The sequence below is a fragment of the Patulibacter sp. SYSU D01012 genome, from assembly GCF_017916475.1.
Lineage (GTDB): Bacteria > Actinomycetota > Thermoleophilia > Solirubrobacterales > Solirubrobacteraceae > Patulibacter.
The window spans coordinates 159,742-175,448 of sequence record NZ_JAFMTB010000002.1; the positions used below are offsets into that span (position 1 = coordinate 159,742).

The following is a 15,707-nucleotide window of genomic DNA, read 5'->3' on the forward strand; positions in this document are numbered from 1 at the left end:
CCGCGCCCCGTCGTGTTCGCGCGGCCGCGGCGCGTCGGTCAGCGCCAGGTGGCGCCGAGCACGCGACGCCAGTTGCCCCACGCGATCCGCTCGACCTCGTCCGCGTCGAAGCCGTCGTCGCGCAGCGCGTCGAGCAGCCGCGGGACGCCCGCCACGTCGCCGACCGCCCGCGGCACGTCGCCGCCGTCGAAGTCCGAGCCGAGCGCCACGTGCTCCACGCCGATCCGGTCGGCGACGTGCCGGACATGGGCGACGAGGGACGTCAGCGGGGTGTCGACGTCGTTGCGGCCGTCCCGGCGGGCGAAGTCGACCACGAACGAGATGCCGACCAGCCCGTCGGCGGCGGCGATCGCGTCCAGCTGATCGTCCGTGAGGTTGCGCGATCCGGGCGCCACGGCGTGCGCGCCCGCGTGCGTCGCCACGAGCGGCGCGTCCGACACGGCCGCGACGTCGAAGAAGCCGCGGGCCGTCAGGTGGCTGAGGTCGACGAGGATGCCGCGCGCGTTGCACGCGCGGACGAGGCGTCGGCCGGCGTCGGTCAGTCCGCCGCCGGTGTCGGGCGACGACGGGAAGCGGAACGCCACGCCGTCGCCGAACGCGTTGGGGCGGCTCCAGACCGGGCCGAGAGAGCGCAGGCCGGCCGCATGCCACAGGTCGAGGGCCTCCAGCCCCGGGTCGAGCGGCTCGGCGCCCTCCAGATGCAGGATCGCGGCGTGCGGGCCGCCGGCGGCCGCGGCGTCCAGGTCGGCGACGCCCCGCGCGACGCGCAGGGCGCCGCGCCGCTCCAGGTCCAGCAGCCGGCCGGCGGCCTGCGTCGCCTGGGCGGCCGCGGCGCCGCGGGGCAGCTCGGCGGCGAGCGGCAGCGCCCAGCCGCCGCCCGGCTCCTCCACCCGGTCGTGGTCCAGGTCCAGCTCCACGTCGCTGCACCAGACGGCCCAGAACGACGCCACGACGCCCCCGCGCCGGGCGCGCGGCAGATCGAAGTGCCCGTCGGGCCGCCCGTCGACCAGGCGGTCGGCGGTGCGGCGGGTCAGGGCGTCGTGGTGCCCGTCGAGGACGGGGAGCGAGGGGGACGGCACGGGCACTCCTGCGGGACGGGTGGGCGCGGCGGGTCGACCCTACCGCCGCCGGCGGGCCCTGCGGACGCGCCGGCGGACCGGCACCGCCCGGTTGCCGAACCGCGCCGGCGAGAACGGCGCCAGCTCGAGCGACGGCCGACCGTCCAGGACCGTCGGCGCGAGGACGTCGCCCGTCGTCGGCGCGAGCGTCACCCCGAGCATCGCGTGGCCGGTCGCCAGGTGCAGGCCGGGCCGTCCCGGGACCGGGCCGATCGCCGGCAGGCCGTCGGGCAGCATCGGCCGGAACCCCGCCCACCGATGCGCGCCGGCGGTCGACCAGCCGCGCAGCGCCCGGCGGCCCGCGTCCTCGACGGCCGCCATCCGGCGCGCGTCGATGTCCGGCGAGCGGCTGCCGAGCTCCATCGTGCCGGCCAGCCGCAGCCCGTCGGCGTAGGGGCTGACCGCCACCTTGTCCTCGAGCAGGTAGACGGCGCTGCGCGGCGCGGTCGCCGGGGCGGGGACGGTGACGCTGTAGCCCTTGCCGCCCTGCATCGGCAGCCGCACGCCGTGGGGCGCGACGAGCGCAGCGCTCGCCCACCCGGTGGCGACGACCACGGCGGCGGCCTCGACGGCCTCGCCGTCGGGGCCGTGGACGCGCCAGCGTCCGCGGACGCGCTCCAGCCGCTGCGCCGGCCAGTCCTCGCGCAGCGGCACGCCACGACCGCGCAGGTGCGTGGCCAGGCCGGCGGTCAGGCTCTCGGGGCGCACGTGCCGCTCGGCCGGCAGGCGGATCCCCGCGGCGGCGGCGGTCTCCGTCAGCGCGGGCTCCAGGGCGCGCACCTCGTCGCGCGTCAAGGGCACGATCGGCTCCCCGTAGCCGCACCCCGCCGTCTCGCGCAGCACGGCCAGCTCGTCGGCGACCGCCGCCTCGCTGCGCGCCACGCAGAGCAGGCCGTCCCGGTGGTGCTCGAACGCCACGCCGTGCGCCTCGAGGCGGTCGTAGTCGTCGAGGATGCGGGTGGCCAGCGCGGTCAGGGCGACCATGCCGCGGGCGTACCCGGCGGCGCCGGTGCTGCGCCAGAACCGCACGCCCCAGCGCACGAAGTCGGGCCGCAGGCTCGGGCGGACGAGCAGCGGGCTGGCCGGATCCAGCGCCCACCGCGCCGCCTGGCCCATCGTGCCCGGCGCGGGCACCGGTGCGGTCAGCGCGGGCGTGACCCAGCCCGCGTTGCCCGCCGACGCCCCGCGGCCGACGGCGCCGGCGTCCACCACGACGACCTCGGCGTCGCGGCGCGCGAGCGCCTCGGCCACGCTCAGCCCGACGACGCCCCCGCCCACCACCGCCACGTCCATGCGCCGCACCATAGGCGGCCGGCCGTCGGCCGCGTGGCCTGCCCGGCGGTCCCCACCGGCCGACCGGCGGGGACCGCGTCGCTCACCCCGCGAGGCCGCGCGCGTCGTCGGGCACGTCGACCGCGTGCGCCCGCAGCGCGGAGAGCGGCACGAGCTCGAGGGCCGCCTCGTCCGTCGCGGCGAGGACCACGAACGCCGCGACGCCCGCGTCGTACGCCCGCAGCCAGTTCGCGGCCGTGACGCACCAGCGGTCGCCGGGCCGCAGGCCGGGGAACCCCCACTGCGGACGGGGCGTGCTCAGGTCGTTGCCGATCTCGCGCTGGAAGCGCAGGAAGTCGGCGGAGACGACGGCGCAGATCGTGTGCCGGCCGGCGTCGCGCGTGGACGCGGTGCAGCTCCCGTCGCGGAAGAAGCCCGTCATCGGCTCGGTCCCGCACGGCTCGAGCGGTCCGCCGAGGACGTTGCGGGCGGTCACACCGCTCCAAAGACGCTCGACGCCAAGGGCAGCATGGCCGCATCGTCCCAGGTGCCCCCGGCCCGTGCCACGTCGCCGCCCCGCGGGCCGCGGACGCGCGCCGACGCGCCAGGGTCTCCCCCCGATCGTCCGGTGACCGCCCGCGAAGGCCGTTCGGCACGGCGTACGGCGTCCGGTGCCTGCTACAAGCCCCGGATGGCTTCGACCACCTCCCCCGACGTCTCGCGCACTCCACCGCCCGACGCGTCACCCGGCCAGGGTGAGCTCGCGGCCGGGCTGAAGCCGCGACACGTCACGATGATCTCCATCGCCGGCGTCATCGGCGCCGGCCTGTTCATCGGCTCGGGCCAGGCGATCGCCGACGCCGGCCCGGCCGTCATCCTGGCGTACGTCGCCGCGGGCACGCTCGTCGTGCTCGTGATGCGAATGCTCGGCGAGATGGCGGCGGCGCAGCCGGACTCCGGCTCGTTCTCGACGTACGCCGACCGCGCCATCGGCCGCTGGGCCGGCTTCAGCATCGGCTGGCTGTACTGGTGGTTCTGGGTGCTCGTGATCCCGCTCGAGGCCACCGCGGCGGCGAACATCCTCGCCAACTGGATCCCGGCGGTGGACCCGTGGATCTGGGCGCTGCTGATCACGACCGCGCTGACGGCGACCAACCTGTTCAGCGTCAAGAACTACGGCGAGTTCGAGTTCTGGTTCGCCCTGCTGAAGGTCGTCGCGATCATCGGCTTCATCGCCGTCTGCGCGCTCGCGGTGCTCGGACTGCTCCCCGGCAGCGACGTCAGCGGCGTGTCCCGGCTGACCGGCGAGGGCGGCTTCTTCCCCAACGGCGCCGGCGCGCTGCCCGCGGCGCTGCTCACGACGATGTTCAGCTTCATGGGCACCGAGATCGTCACGATCGCCGCCGCCGAGTCGAAGGATCCCGAGAAGCAGATCGGCCGCGCCACCCGCTCGGTGATCTGGCGGATCAGCCTGTTCTACCTGGCGTCCATCTTCCTCATCACGTGCCTGGTCCCGTGGAACGACTCGCGGCTGACCGACCCGGGCTACGGCTCCTTCTCGACGGCCCTGGCGACGATCGGCATCCCCGGGGCGACGACGATCATGGACGTCGTCGTGCTCGTCGCCGTCGCGTCCTGCCTGAACTCCGCGCTCTACACCGCGTCGCGCATGGCGTTCGCGCTCGCCCGCCGCGGCGACGGTCCGCGCCGCGTCGGCCACACCGCGCGGGGCGGCGTGCCGCGGGCGGCCGTGCTGCTGTCGGTGGTCGTCGGCTACCTGGCCGTCATCGCCAACTACGTCGTGCCGGAGAAGGTGTTCAGCACCCTGCTGGCGACGTCGGGCGCGGTCGCGCTCCTCGTCTACCTGGTCATCGCGATCTCGCAGCTGCGGATGCGCCGCGCGCTGCTGGCCCGCGGCGTCGAGCTGCCGATCCGGATGTGGGCGTACCCGTACCTGACGTGGGGCGTGATCGTCTTCATCCCCGTGGTCCTGATCTACATGGCGATCGGCTCGGACCTGCAGCTCGAGCTGTGGTCGACCGCGATCACCGCGGTCGTCGTCGTCGCCCTCGGCCTGCTCGTGCAGCGCCGGCAGCGGGGGCGGCTCGGGACCGGCGTCGAGGGGGCGAGCGCCGACCCGCGCTGAGCGCGACGGCGTCCCTCTACGATCGGTCGATGGACCTCGCCGCGCTCGCCGCTCGCCTGCCGATCCCGGAGGACGTGCGCCGGCGCCTGCCGCTGCCGGCACAGCAGGTCGCCGTCGTGCGGCTGGAGGGCGTGATCCCGCCCGCGGGGTCGGGCGGCGCGCGGCGCACCGGCATCACGCTCGAACGTCTGGAGGGGCCGCTGAAGAAGGCCTTCGACGTCAAGGGCCTGCAGGCGGTCGCGCTCGCGATCAGCTCTCCCGGCGGCGCCCCGACGCAGTCCGCGCTCGTCGCCGACCGCATCCGCGGCCTGGCGCGCGAGAAGGACGTGCCGGTGATCGCGTTCTGCGAGGACGTCGCCGCGTCGGGCGGCTACTGGCTGGCGTGCGCGGCGGACGAGATCGTCGCGCACCCGACGTCGCTCGTCGGCTCGATCGGCGTCGTCAGCGGCGGCTTCGGCCTGCAGGGCGCGATCGACCGCCTCGGCATCGAGCGGCGCCTGCACACCGCCGGCGAGAACAAGGCGCGCCTGGATCCGTTCCGGCCCGAGGACCCCGACGACGTCGCGTGGCTGCGCGGCGAGCTCGAGGAGCTGCACGGCCTGTTCACCGCCTGGGTGCGCGAGCGCCGCGGCGACCGGCTGCAGGGCGACGAGGCGACCCTGTTCAGCGGCGAGGTGTGGACCGGCGCCCGCGCGCACGCGCTCGGCCTGGTCGACCGCCTGGGCACGCTGCGCGGCGTGGTCGAGGAGCGCTGGCCCGATGCCACGCTGGTGCCGGTCAACGGCGGCCGCTCGCTCTTCGGGGCGCTCGGCCGGCTGTCCGGGGCCCGCGCCGCCGGCGTGGAGGACGTGGTGCCGGCCGCCCTGCGGACGCTCGAGGAGCGCGCCGCCTGGGCCCGCTTCGGCCTGTAGCCGTCAGGCGTCCAGCGCGAGCCGCATCCACACCGTCGCCCGCGCGTACGGCATGTGGAGCGTCTCGGGCGGGACGTGGGCGAAGCCGACGGACTCGTACAGGCGCACGGCCGGCTCCAGGTCGGTCGAGCTGCCGAGGACGAGCGACGTCGCCCCGCGCTCGCGCGCCCAGGCGATCGCCGCCTGCAGCAGCCGCCGCCCGGTGCCGTGGCCGCGGTGCTCGGGGGCCACGGCCATCTTCGACACCTCCCAGGCGCCGGCGCCCACCGGGACGACCGCGACGCAGCCCACGGCGCGCCCGTCGTGGTGCGCCATGAGGACCTGCCCGCCCGGGGCGACGTACGCGCCGACCGGGTCGCCCAGCTGCCGGCGGTCCTCGTCCTCGAGCGCGAAGTGCCGAACGATCCACTCCTCGTTCAGCGTGCGGAAGGCCGCCGCGTCGCGGGGACCGTCGAGGGGTCGGATGGTCACCGCGGTGCAGCTCGTCGCCATGCCCGAAGTGTGCGCCGCGCGGATCAGGACGTCCAGTATCTCGTTCGTCTCCGCCAAGATGCAGCGGCTATGGATGTGGAGCTGCGGCACCTGCGCTACTTCGTCGCCGTCGCGGAGGAGCTGCACTTCGGGCGCGCGGCGGCGCGGCTGCACATGGCGCAGCCGCCGCTCTCCCAGGCCATCCGCCGGCTCGAGGACGCCGTCGGCGTGCCCCTGCTGGCGCGGACGTCGCGGTCCGTCCGCCTGACCCCCGCCGGCGCGGCGTTCCTGGACCGCGCGCGCCGCACCCTCCGGGCGGTCGAGGAGGACGTCGAGGAGGCCCGCAGCATCGGCCGCGGCGCCACGGGGCGGCTCAACGTCGGCTTCGTCGGCTCGGCGATGCTGACGACCCTTCCCGGGGTCCTGGGCCGCTACGTCGCCGCGTACCCGGGCGTGCGCCTGCGGCTCCACGAGTCGTTCACCTCGCGGGTCGTCGCCGGGATGCGCAGCGGCGAGGTCGACGCGGGGATCGTGCGCGACGCCGAGCCGGTCGACGGGCTCGAGCCCACGCCGGTGCTCACCGAGCCGTTCGTCGCCGTCCTGCCCCGCGACCACCCGGCGGCGGACGCGGACGCGCTCTCCGTCGGCGCCCTGGCGGACACCCCGTTCGTCCTGCCGCCCCGCGCGGCCGGCGCACGGGCCTTCGAGAAGCCGCTCGCGCTCTGCGAGGAGCACGGCTTCCGCCCACGCGTGGCGCACGAGGCGACCCACTGGCTGACCATCCTGCGGCTCGTCGGCGCGGGGCTCGGCGTGTCGCTCGCCCCCGCGTGCGTGCGGCACGTCGCCACGCCCGAGGTCGCGTGCGTCGCCCTGGAGGACGCGTCGGTGCTCAGCGAGCTCACCCTGTTGCGCCGCGCGGGCGAGGACCGCCCGATGGTGCACGCCTTCGCCGCGATCGCGACGGGCGGCGACGCCGAGGGCGACGTCCTCGCGCGCGACGCGGGCGGTGGACGGCGCATATCCTGACGTCGTCCCGTCGTCCCTCCCGGAGCTCCGCGTGCCCCGTCCCTCCCCCGTCCCGTCGTGCCGCCCACGCGTCGCGCCGCTCGTGCGCGCCGCCGGTGCCGTCGCCCTGACCGCGGCGGCCCTCGCGACGCCGGCCGCGGCCGACGTCCTGGAGGTGGATCTCGGGCCTGGCGTCCGGGCCGGGCGCCTCGCGCTGTCCCTGACGCGGACGACCCCCGACGGCGCCCGCGGACGACTGGCACCCGTGCCGATGCCGACCGTCGAGCAGCTCACGCCGACGCCGACGGTGCGGGTCCGGCCGGCGGGGGACCTGCTGGCCGTCGCCGCGGGCGCCGGCGTCGTGCTCGTACCGACCGACGGCGGCCCGATCGTGCCTCTGCGGGGCGTCGACGCGTCGACCGGCGTGGCGTGGCCGCTCGACCCGAGCCGGAGCTGGCGCCGCCCGGACGGGACCTTCGACGACCCGGGCCCCGTGATCGCGTGGGAGCCCGACGGAGCGGCCTTCTCCGTCGGCCCGCTCCGTCCGCGGCACGGGACGGCGGTCCGTGCGCGTTGCGTCGTCGCCACCCGCACGTGCCGCGTGGCCCCCCTGCGCGCCGGGGTGCCGATCTCGGCCCTCGCCGACGGCCGCCTGGTCCTGGGGTCCCTGCGCCCGCGTCTCCTGGACCGGGCGCTCGGCGGCGACCTGCGCGATCCGCAGCCCCGGAGCGCGGCGTGGATCCGCCGGATGCGCCGGTTGCTGCGGCGGCCCCGCGCGGACGGCCTGCGCCTGACCGCGGGCGCCGGCCGCAGCGGGATCGTGGTCGACGGGGCGCGGCGGCCGGTGACCGAGGGCGCGACGGTGGTCGAGGGCCAGCTGCCGGGCGGGCCGGCGAGCCCCGCCGTGCTGGTCGTGCGCCGATACCGCGCGACGCTCCGCACGTTCCGCGAGAACGGACGTCGGACGGCGGCCGTCCGCGTGTGGGGCTCGCGATCGGAGCGGCGGCTCCTCGTGCGTCCGGACGGCAGCGTCGGCGCACTCCCCGAGGCCGGCGCGCACGGCGTCGACACCCCCACGGCACCGCTTCCCGGCGGCGGATGGGTCGGCACCCGCACCGAGCATGACTGGGAATGGCAGGTGCCCGCGACGATCGACGCCGCCGGACGTGCGCGCCCGGTCCCGCTGGGCGGCCGCGTGATCCTGCCGCCGCGGCTGCACCGGGCCCTCGGCCTGCCGCCCGGAGACGGGCCTCCGGCGCGGGGGTTCGAGGACGACGGGATGTGGCTCCAGTCCGTCGAGGTGCACGGCTACGAGGCGGCGACGGGCAGCATGGTCGTGTCGTACGACACCGCCGACCTCGGCTGGGTGGCCGCCCGGGTGCCGCTCGACGGTCGCCCGCCCACGGCCGTCGGGAAGGGGTCGCGCCGGCGCCCCGATCTCGTCGTCTGGTGACCGCCGCGAGGCGGCGCGCTCCCGCTCAGGAGTAGCGGCGCCGCCACACCCCGCGCTCGACCAGTCCGCCGTAGCGCTCGCCGGCGAACCGGCGCAGCCCGGCGTCGAGCTGCTCGGCGACGCCCTTCGCCGTGCCCAGCGTCACCCGGTGCGTCCACGGCTCCGGCTCGTCGCCCGCCCGCAGGCCGGGGCGGGCCGTGGCCGCGACCGCCGGCGGCAGCTGCAGCACCAGGCGGACCATCTTCTCGCGCACCGGGATCGGCTGCGTCCGGTGGGCCTTCCAGTCGAGCGCCGAGACGCCCGCCCGCTCGATCTCGTCCCACCGCAGGCGCCACGCCCCGTTGGCGCCGCGCCACGCGATGCCGTCGCCGTCGACGACGAGTCCGGCGTGGCGGCCCTTCACCGCGACGACCCCGCAGAGCACGCCGAAGAGCAGGAGCAGCGCGCCGACGCCCACCATCGCGATCCGCACGCCGGTGCCGTCGGTCGCCCCCGCGTCCGTCGCGGCGACCCACGCGATGCCGCCGCCGACGAGGACGAGGGCCACGGCGGCGGTCCCCAGGACGCGGGCGCCGCGGCGCCCCAGGTCGATGACGACGGCGTCGGACGGGCCCGGCGGGACGCTCATCCGCGCAGCGTAGTCGGCGGTGCGGGCGGCGGCAGGCCCCGCGTCGCGCGGGTGCACGGCCCGGCCCCGTACCCTTCCTGGCGTGAACTGGACGATCGACATCCCGGCGGAGTCGCTCCCCGACCTGCCGCCGCTGCCGCCGGAGCTGCGCACCGCGCTCGACGACGCCCTGGGCCGCCCCGCCCTGCAGCAGCCCGCGTGGCCCGATGCCGACTACACCTCGCGGGTACGCCGCCTGCTCGAGACCGTCCCGCCCGTCACCCTGCCGGCCGAGGTCGACCGCCTGCAGGAGCGCCTGGGCGCCGTGGCCCGCGGCGAGGCCTTCCTGCTGCAGGGCGGCGACTGCGCCGAGACGTTCGCCGACAACACGGAGCAGCACCTGCGCGGCACGATCCGCACGCTGCTGCAGATGGCGGTCGTCCTGACCTACGGCACGTCGATGCCGGTGGTCAAGCTCGCGCGCATCGCGGGCCAGTACGCCAAGCCCCGCTCGTCCGACACGGACGCCCTGGGCCTGCCGTCGTACCGCGGCGACATGGTCAACGGCCTGGCGGCGACGCCCGAGTCGCGGCGCCCGGACCCGGTCCGCATGCTGCGCGCGTACGCGAACGCGTCGGCGGCGATGAACCTGGCGCGCGCCGTCACCGGCTCCGGCATGGCGGACCTGCACCGCATGCACGAGTGGAACATGGACTTCGTCGCCGAGTCCCCCGCGGGCGCCCGCTACGAGCGCGTCGCGCACGAGATCGACCGCAGCCTGCGCTTCATGAACGCCTGCGGCGTCGAGGACCACTCCCTCCACACCGTCGAGCTCTACGCGAGCCACGAGATGCTCGTCCTGGACTACGAGCGCGCGCTGCTGCGCCTGGAGGGCGGCAAGCTCTACAACCTGTCCGCGCACCAGCAGTGGATCGGCGAGCGCACCCGGCAGCTCGACGGCGCGCACGTCGCCTTCGCGGCGCTCACCGCCAACCCGACGGGCGTCAAGCTCGGGCCGAAGACCTCGCCCGACGACGCCGTCGCGCTGCTCGAGAAGCTGGATCCCGACAAGGTCGACGGCCGCGTCTGCCTCGTCGCGCGGATGGGCAACGACAACGTCCGCGAGAAGCTGCCCGCCATCGTCGAGGCCGTCCGCGACTCCGGGCACAAGGTCGTGTGGCAGTGCGACCCGATGCACGGCAACACGGAGGAGTCGCCGTCGGGCCACAAGACGCGCCACTTCGACCGCGTCGTCGACGAGGTCCGCGGGTTCTTCGAGGTCCACCGCGCGCTCGGCACCCACCCCGGCGGCATCCACGTCGAGCACACGGGCGAGGACGTCACGGAGTGCCTGGGCGGTGGGCAGGAGATCTCGCACGAGCAGCTCGGCTCGCGCTACGAGAGCGCGTGCGACCCGCGGCTGAACACGCAGCAGTCGCTCGAGCTGTCGTTCCTCGCCGCCGAGATGCTGCAGGGGCGGTAGGCCGCCGGTCGGGTCCCCGCCGGGCACCGCCGGCGGGGACCGCCCCGGTCAGGCGGGGCCGGGCTCGACGACCGTCACGACGTTGCCGTCGGGGTCCCGCAGCATGAACATGAGCGGCGTGCCGGGCGACGAGAACGGCTCCGACACCAGGTCGACGCCGCCGACGGCGAGCAGCCGGGCGTGCTCGCCGCGCACGTCCGGCGTCTCGACGCCGATCCCGCCGCCGCCGGGCGCGCCGCCGTCCATCGGCGGGTTCAGGGCCAGGCAGGCGGTCGAGCCGGGCGGCGCCACCTCGATCCACCGGTGCTCGCCGTCCGGGCCGAAGCGCACGTCGGCGCGCACCTCGAAGCCGAGCGTGTCGACGTAGAACGCCTTCGCGGCGTCCTGGTCGCCGACGGTGAACATGGCCACCGCGATCTCGCGGAGCGTGGTGGCGGAGGGCGGGGTCTGGCTCATGCGGACAGGACGGCGCGGGCGCCGCGAACTCATCGGTGCGCCGACGGGGTGTCGGGCCGCACACCGGGGCTTGAGCCCCGCGGAACGAACGTCCAGCCGTCGAGCCGCACGTTCGTCGGGATGGCCAAAACGGCCGTTCGGCCGGGGTACCGTGTTGCGACACGCCCCGCGGTGCCCCCGCCGCGCCGCCCGCCGACCATGCCCACCCGACCACGTTCCGCGCCCCGCGCGCTGCACCGCAACAACGTGACGGTCACCGGCGTCGCGGACGGGCCCGTCGTCGTCTTCTCGCACGGCTTCGGCTGCGACCAGGCGGTGTGGCGGCACGTGGCGCCGGCGTTCGAGGGCGATCACCGCGTCGTGTGCTTCGACCACGTCGGCGCCGGCGGCTCGGACCTGGACGCGTTCAGCCCGCGACGCTACGGCCGGCTGGAGGGCTACGCCAGCGACGTCGTCGAGGTCCTCGAGGCGCTCGACGCCCGCGACGCGCTGTTCGTCGGCCACTCGGTCAGCGCGATGATCGGCGTGCTCGCCGCCGCGGCGGCGCCCGACCGCATCGGGCGGCTCGTCCTCGTCGGCCCGTCCCCGCGCTACGTCGACGACGAGGGGTACGTCGGGGGGTTCGCCCGCGACGAGGTCGACGAGCTCCTCGCCGCGCTCCAGATGAACTACCTGGGCTGGTCCTCGACGATGGCGCCGGTGATCATGGGACGCCCCGACCGGCCTGAGCTCGGGGACGAGCTGACCGCCTCGTTCTGCCGGACCGACCCCGCGATCGCCGAGCACTTCGCCCGCGTCACGTTCCTGTCCGACAACCGGGAGGACCTGGCGCGCGTCACGGCGCCCACGCTCGTCCTGCAGTGCGCCGACGACGCGCTCGCCCCGGCCCACGTCGGCGCGTACGTCGCGGAGCGGATGCCGGGCGCCCGCCTCGTGCGGATGGCGGCGCGCGGGCACTGCCCGCACCTCAGCGCGCCGGACGAGACCGTCGCGGCCATCCGCGCGTTCGTGGCGGCGGGCGCCTGATGGCGCCCGTGCCGGCCTCTGCGCCGCGGGACGAGGCGGCGGACGAGGTCGAGGCCCTCTACGAGGACGCGCCGTGCGCCCACCTCGTCACGCTGCCCGACGGGCTCATCGTCCGCGTCAACCGCACCTTCGAGCGCTGGACGGGGCACGACCGCGCGGACCTCGTCGGCCGGCGCCGCTTCCAGGACCTGGTGACCACCGGCGGGCGGATCTACCACGAGACCCATCTGGCGCCCATGCTGCACCTGCAGGGCGCGGTGCGCGAGATCGCCCTGGACGTGCGGCGCGCCGACGGCACGACCGTCCCCGTGCTGCTCAACGCGGTCCTCGTGCGGGACGGCGACGGCGGGCCGCTGCGGGTGCGCACGTCGCTCGTCGACTGCACGGAGCGGCGGCAGTACGAGACCGAGCTGCGCGCCGCGCGGGACCGCGAGGGCGTGCTGCGCCGGCACGCCGAACGGCTGCAGCGGCTGACCGGCGAGCTGGCGCGCAGCCACACGATGACGTCGCTCCGCGCGGCGATCGTGGCCCAGGTCGCCGACGCGCTCGACTGCGACGAGGCGGCGCTCGCCCTGCACGACCTGGACGCCCCGCTGCCCGCGCCGGGCGCGGGCGACGGCGACGCGGTCCGCGTCGCGCTCGTCACGGACGGCCACGAGATCGGGGCGATGGAGGCCCGCCTGCGCGAGGGCGCGTTCTCCGACGCCGAGCGCGAGCTCGTGCACGCGTTCGCCGGCCCGTGCGCGCAGGCGCTGCACCGCGTCCGCGTGCTCGAGGAGCTCGACGCCCGCAGCCGCCAGCTCGAGCGGCTCGCCCGCACGGACGTCCTGACCGGGCTCGCCAACCGTCGGGCCCTCGAGGAGGAGGTCGCCGCCCTGCTGCGCACCCCGGCGCGCGGGGGCACCCGGCCCGGGGTCGCGCTCGTCGACCTGGACCGCTTCAAGGCGGTGAACGACACGCACGGCCACCACGCGGGCGACGCCGTGCTGAGCGCCGTCGCGGCGGCCCTGCGCGGCTGCGTGGACACGACCGGCGCCGTCGGCCGGTGGGGCGGCGAGGAGTTCCTCGTCGCGGTGCCCGCCACGACCCCCGAGGCGCTCGCCGCGCTGGCCCAGCGGCTGCGGACCGCCGTCTCCGGCGCCCGGGCGATCGTGGACGGCGCCGCCCTCGCCGTCACGGCGTCGGTCGGCGCGGCGGTCCACGACGGGGGGACGCTGCAGGACCTGCTGCGGCGCGCCGACGCGGCGCTCTACCGCGCCAAGGACGCCGGCCGCGACCGGGCGACGCTGGCGGGCTGAGCCGGTCGGCGACGGTCGGTCCGCCGCGCGCGACGCGGCGCGTCCCAGGTCAGAGCGCCGCGCGTCGCCGCGCGACGACGGCCCGGCGGGGGTCGTCCGGCGGGAGGGCGGCGAGCAGGCGGTCGTGGGCGGCGACGTCGTCCCGCCCGTCCGGCGAGGCCGTCCACGCGAGCAGGACGGCCGGGTCGGTGGCGTCCGCGACGACGGCGTGCAGCTCGGCGTCCAGCACCGCGCGCACGGCGACCACGCCGGGGGCCGTCGAGCGCGGCAGCAGCGGACCGGCGTAGGCGCGCAGGGCGGCGGCGGGGTGGCCGTCCGCGAGCGCGCTGCGGACGCGCACGAGGTCGACGTCGACGTCGTCGGCCAGCCGGTACGGCCGGGTGCGGACGCGCGGCCCGACCAGCTTGCGCAGCCGCGAGACCTCGGCGCGGGCGGTGACGGCGTTGCCCCCGGGCCCGTGGAGCGCGTCGGCCAGCGCCTCGGCCGTCAGGCCCGCCGGGTGCGCGGCGAGCAGCGCCAGGATCTCGGCGTGGCGTCCGCCCAGGTCGACCGCGCCGCCCGGCCACGTGAGCCGCGGACGGTCGCCCAGCAGCGTCAGCCGGCCCCCCGCCGCGGCGCCCGGGTCGGGCGCGCCGAGGGCCGTCGGGGCGCTCGCCGCGACGGCCCGCAGCAGCACGCCCGCCTCGCCGACGGGCTCGCAGTCGGCGACGGTGCCGTCGGGCAGCGTCACGCGCGCCGCGGCGGCGGGCGGATCGATGCGCCCGGCCAGCCATCCGGCCGGCCAGCTGGCCACCACGCGGCCCGAGGGGCTCACGACGGCCGCGCGGCCGTGGCCCCGGCGCTCCAGGTCGGCGAGCAGCGCCTCGTGCAGGGCGTGGTCGGCGCGGTGCATCCGTTCGGCGAGCAGGTGCTCGGCCATCCGCGCGGCCGTCGCCACGAACCCGAGGATCATCGGGTGCGCCGTGCGCAGCGGGCCGCTCAGGTCGATGACCCCGAGGATCGCGCCGGTCTCGGGATCGTGGACGGGCGCCCCGGAGCACACCCACGGGTGGTGGGTGCGCACGAAGTGCTCGCCGGAGAGGATCTGCACCGGGTGGTCGATGGCGATCGCGGTGCCGATCGCGTTCGTGCCGACGGCCCCCTCGCTCCAGCACGCGCCCTCGAAGAAGCCCAGGTGGACGGCCGCGTCCTTGATCGCGCTGTGGCCCTCCGCCCACAGGAGCGTGCCGCCCGCGTCGGTGACCACGAGCAGGTGCCCGGCGTCCTGGGCGATCCGGCCGACGGCCTGGTGGATCGCGGCGCGGGTCGCCGCGAGCGGGTGCTCGCGGCGCGCGTCGTCGATCCGCGCCTCGTCGATCAGGACGACCGGCTCCTGCGCGTCGGGGCGCAGCCCGGCGTCGCGCGTCCGGCGCCAGGACTCCAGCACCACGGCGCGCACGTCGGCGGGCACGCGGCCGCCGTCGTGCTCGACGATCTCGGCGTGGGCGCGCTGCAGGCGCCGCGCCACGTCGACCGGATCGGCCGACGCGTCGAGCGCCACCCACGGGTTCCTGCGTGTCGTCCTCATCGTGGACGGTCCGCCGCGACCGGGCGACGGCGCCGCACCCCCTCTCCGGCGCGAGTATAGGAGCGCGTCGCCGCCGCGGGGCATCGGCTACTGCAGCACCATGCCGCCGTCGACCTGCCAGGACTGGCCGGTGACGTAGTCGGAGTCCGGCGACGCGAAGAAGCTCGCGATGCCGGCCAGGTCGTCCGCCCGCGACGGTCGCCCCACGAGGATGCCCTCGCTGAACTTCGCGAACGTCTCGCCCTCGCGCTCCGCCATCCCGTGCGCGACGAACGCGCGGTCGATCTCGGTCCACATGTCGGTGCCGACGACGCCGGGGCAGATCGCGTTGACGGTGATGCCCTCCCCCGCCAGCTCGCGCGCCGCCGCCTGGGTCAGCGCGACGACCGCGAACTTCGTCGCCGAGTACAGGCTGAGCATCGGGTAGCCCTGCTTGCCGGCGATCGACGCGGTGTTGACGATCTTCCCGCCGCCGCGGGCGCCCATCCGGCGCGCGGCCTCCTGCGTGCCGGTCAGGACGCCGCGGACGTTGATCCGCATGAGCCGCTCGAAGTCGTCCTCGTCCGTCTGCATGAGCGGCTTGGTCAGGGCGACGCCGGCGTTGTTGAAGACGACGTCCAGCCCGCCGAAGCGGTCGATCGCGTGGTCGAACGCGGCGGCGACCTGGGCGCGGTCGCTCACGTCGCACGCGACGGCGCTCGCGCGCTCCCCCAGCCCGTCCGCGGTCGCCGCGGCGGTGCCCTCGTCGACGTCCGCGATGACGACGTTCGCGCCGTCCGCGGCCAGTCGGGCGGCCATCGCGGCGCCGATCCCGCGCCCGCCGCCCGTCACCACGCACGTCCGGCCGTCCAGCCGTCCCGGGGTTGTCACCGTCTGCTGCTTCGTGCTCATCGT

15 protein-coding genes are annotated in these 15,707 nt (G+C 76.7%); 7 read left to right on the forward strand and 8 right to left on the reverse strand.

All coding sequences use genetic code 11. The features are described 5' to 3' along the window. Window positions 1-38: 38 nt before the first annotated feature. The 3 genes from J3P29_RS10190 to J3P29_RS10200 all read right to left on the reverse strand — a co-directional run bounded on the left by J3P29_RS10190 (window position 39) and on the right by J3P29_RS10200 (window position 2,886). On the reverse strand, window positions 39-1,079 hold the full coding sequence (locus J3P29_RS10190) for a membrane dipeptidase (protein WP_210493230.1): 1,041 nt from the start codon (window positions 1,077-1,079) through the stop codon (window positions 39-41). 39 nt (window positions 1,080-1,118) lie between these two features. Further along, on the reverse strand, window positions 1,119-2,411 hold the full coding sequence (locus J3P29_RS10195) for an FAD-dependent oxidoreductase (RefSeq protein ID WP_210493231.1): 1,293 nt from the start codon (window positions 2,409-2,411) through the stop codon (window positions 1,119-1,121). Window positions 2,412-2,493: 82 nt separating this feature from the next. Further along, on the reverse strand, window positions 2,494-2,886 hold the full coding sequence (locus J3P29_RS10200) for a DUF2237 domain-containing protein (protein ID WP_210493233.1): 393 nt from the start codon (window positions 2,884-2,886) through the stop codon (window positions 2,494-2,496). 297 nt (window positions 2,887-3,183) lie between these two features. Here J3P29_RS10200 and J3P29_RS10205 point away from each other — a divergent pair, with 297 nt between their 5' ends. After that, the gene (locus J3P29_RS10205) at window positions 3,184-4,536 is read left to right on the forward strand and encodes an amino acid permease (protein ID WP_349239862.1); all 1,353 of its coding nucleotides are present in this window, start codon (window positions 3,184-3,186) and stop codon (window positions 4,534-4,536) included. A gap of 29 nt (window positions 4,537-4,565) precedes the next feature. Continuing rightward, a complete protein-coding gene (locus tag J3P29_RS10210; RefSeq protein ID WP_210493235.1) occupies window positions 4,566-5,447 on the forward strand; it encodes a S49 family peptidase in 882 nt (293 codons plus the stop codon). 3 nt (window positions 5,448-5,450) lie between these two features. Here the strand turns inward: J3P29_RS10210 and J3P29_RS10215 are convergent, their stop codons facing one another. Continuing rightward, complete coding sequence (locus tag J3P29_RS10215) at window positions 5,451-5,996, reverse strand: GNAT family N-acetyltransferase (RefSeq protein ID WP_210493236.1); 546 nt, start codon at window positions 5,994-5,996, stop codon at window positions 5,451-5,453. Window positions 5,997-6,008: 12 nt separating this feature from the next. Between J3P29_RS10215 and J3P29_RS10220 the strand changes: the two genes are divergently transcribed. Together J3P29_RS10220 and J3P29_RS10225 are read left to right on the forward strand one after the other, a co-directional pair. After that, window positions 6,009-6,944 (forward strand): LysR substrate-binding domain-containing protein, encoded by a 936-nt coding sequence (locus J3P29_RS10220; protein ID WP_210493237.1) that lies wholly within the window; start codon window positions 6,009-6,011, stop codon window positions 6,942-6,944. 31 nt (window positions 6,945-6,975) lie between these two features. Beyond that, window positions 6,976-8,376 (forward strand): hypothetical protein, encoded by a 1,401-nt coding sequence (locus J3P29_RS10225; protein WP_210493239.1) that lies wholly within the window; start codon window positions 6,976-6,978, stop codon window positions 8,374-8,376. 25 nt (window positions 8,377-8,401) lie between these two features. Here the strand turns inward: J3P29_RS10225 and J3P29_RS10230 are convergent, their stop codons facing one another. After that, window positions 8,402-9,004, reverse strand: a complete 603-nt coding sequence (locus J3P29_RS10230) for a hypothetical protein (protein WP_210493240.1) — start codon at window positions 9,002-9,004, stop codon at window positions 8,402-8,404. Window positions 9,005-9,086: 82 nt separating this feature from the next. On the opposite strand from J3P29_RS10230, the gene J3P29_RS10235 reads away from it, so the two are divergent. Then, window positions 9,087-10,466, forward strand: coding sequence for a 3-deoxy-7-phosphoheptulonate synthase class II (locus J3P29_RS10235; protein ID WP_210493241.1), 1,380 nt, complete (start codon window positions 9,087-9,089; stop codon window positions 10,464-10,466). 48 nt (window positions 10,467-10,514) lie between these two features. Here J3P29_RS10235 and J3P29_RS10240 read toward each other — a convergent pair whose 3' ends face one another. Beyond that, window positions 10,515-10,922 carry a VOC family protein gene (locus J3P29_RS10240; RefSeq protein WP_210493242.1) on the reverse strand — a complete coding sequence of 136 codons (408 nt, stop codon included), beginning with the start codon at window positions 10,920-10,922 and terminating at the stop codon, window positions 10,515-10,517. Window positions 10,923-11,120: 198 nt separating this feature from the next. Here J3P29_RS10240 and J3P29_RS10245 point away from each other — a divergent pair, with 198 nt between their 5' ends. Then, window positions 11,121-11,948 (forward strand): alpha/beta hydrolase, encoded by an 828-nt coding sequence (locus tag J3P29_RS10245; RefSeq protein ID WP_210493244.1) that lies wholly within the window; start codon window positions 11,121-11,123, stop codon window positions 11,946-11,948. A gap of 8 nt (window positions 11,949-11,956) precedes the next feature. Further along, window positions 11,957-13,246: a sensor domain-containing diguanylate cyclase gene (locus J3P29_RS10250; RefSeq protein WP_210493245.1), complete on the forward strand. Its 1,290-nt coding sequence runs from the start codon at window positions 11,957-11,959 to the stop codon at window positions 13,244-13,246. A gap of 49 nt (window positions 13,247-13,295) precedes the next feature. Here the strand turns inward: J3P29_RS10250 and J3P29_RS10255 are convergent, their stop codons facing one another. Together J3P29_RS10255 and J3P29_RS10260 are read right to left on the reverse strand one after the other, a co-directional pair. After that, a complete protein-coding gene (locus J3P29_RS10255) occupies window positions 13,296-14,813 on the reverse strand; it encodes a helix-turn-helix domain-containing protein (RefSeq protein ID WP_210493246.1) in 1,518 nt (505 codons plus the stop codon). 87 nt (window positions 14,814-14,900) lie between these two features. Continuing rightward, window positions 14,901-15,704: a glucose 1-dehydrogenase gene (locus J3P29_RS10260; protein WP_210493247.1), complete on the reverse strand. Its 804-nt coding sequence runs from the start codon at window positions 15,702-15,704 to the stop codon at window positions 14,901-14,903. Window positions 15,705-15,707: the final 3 nt, after the last annotated feature.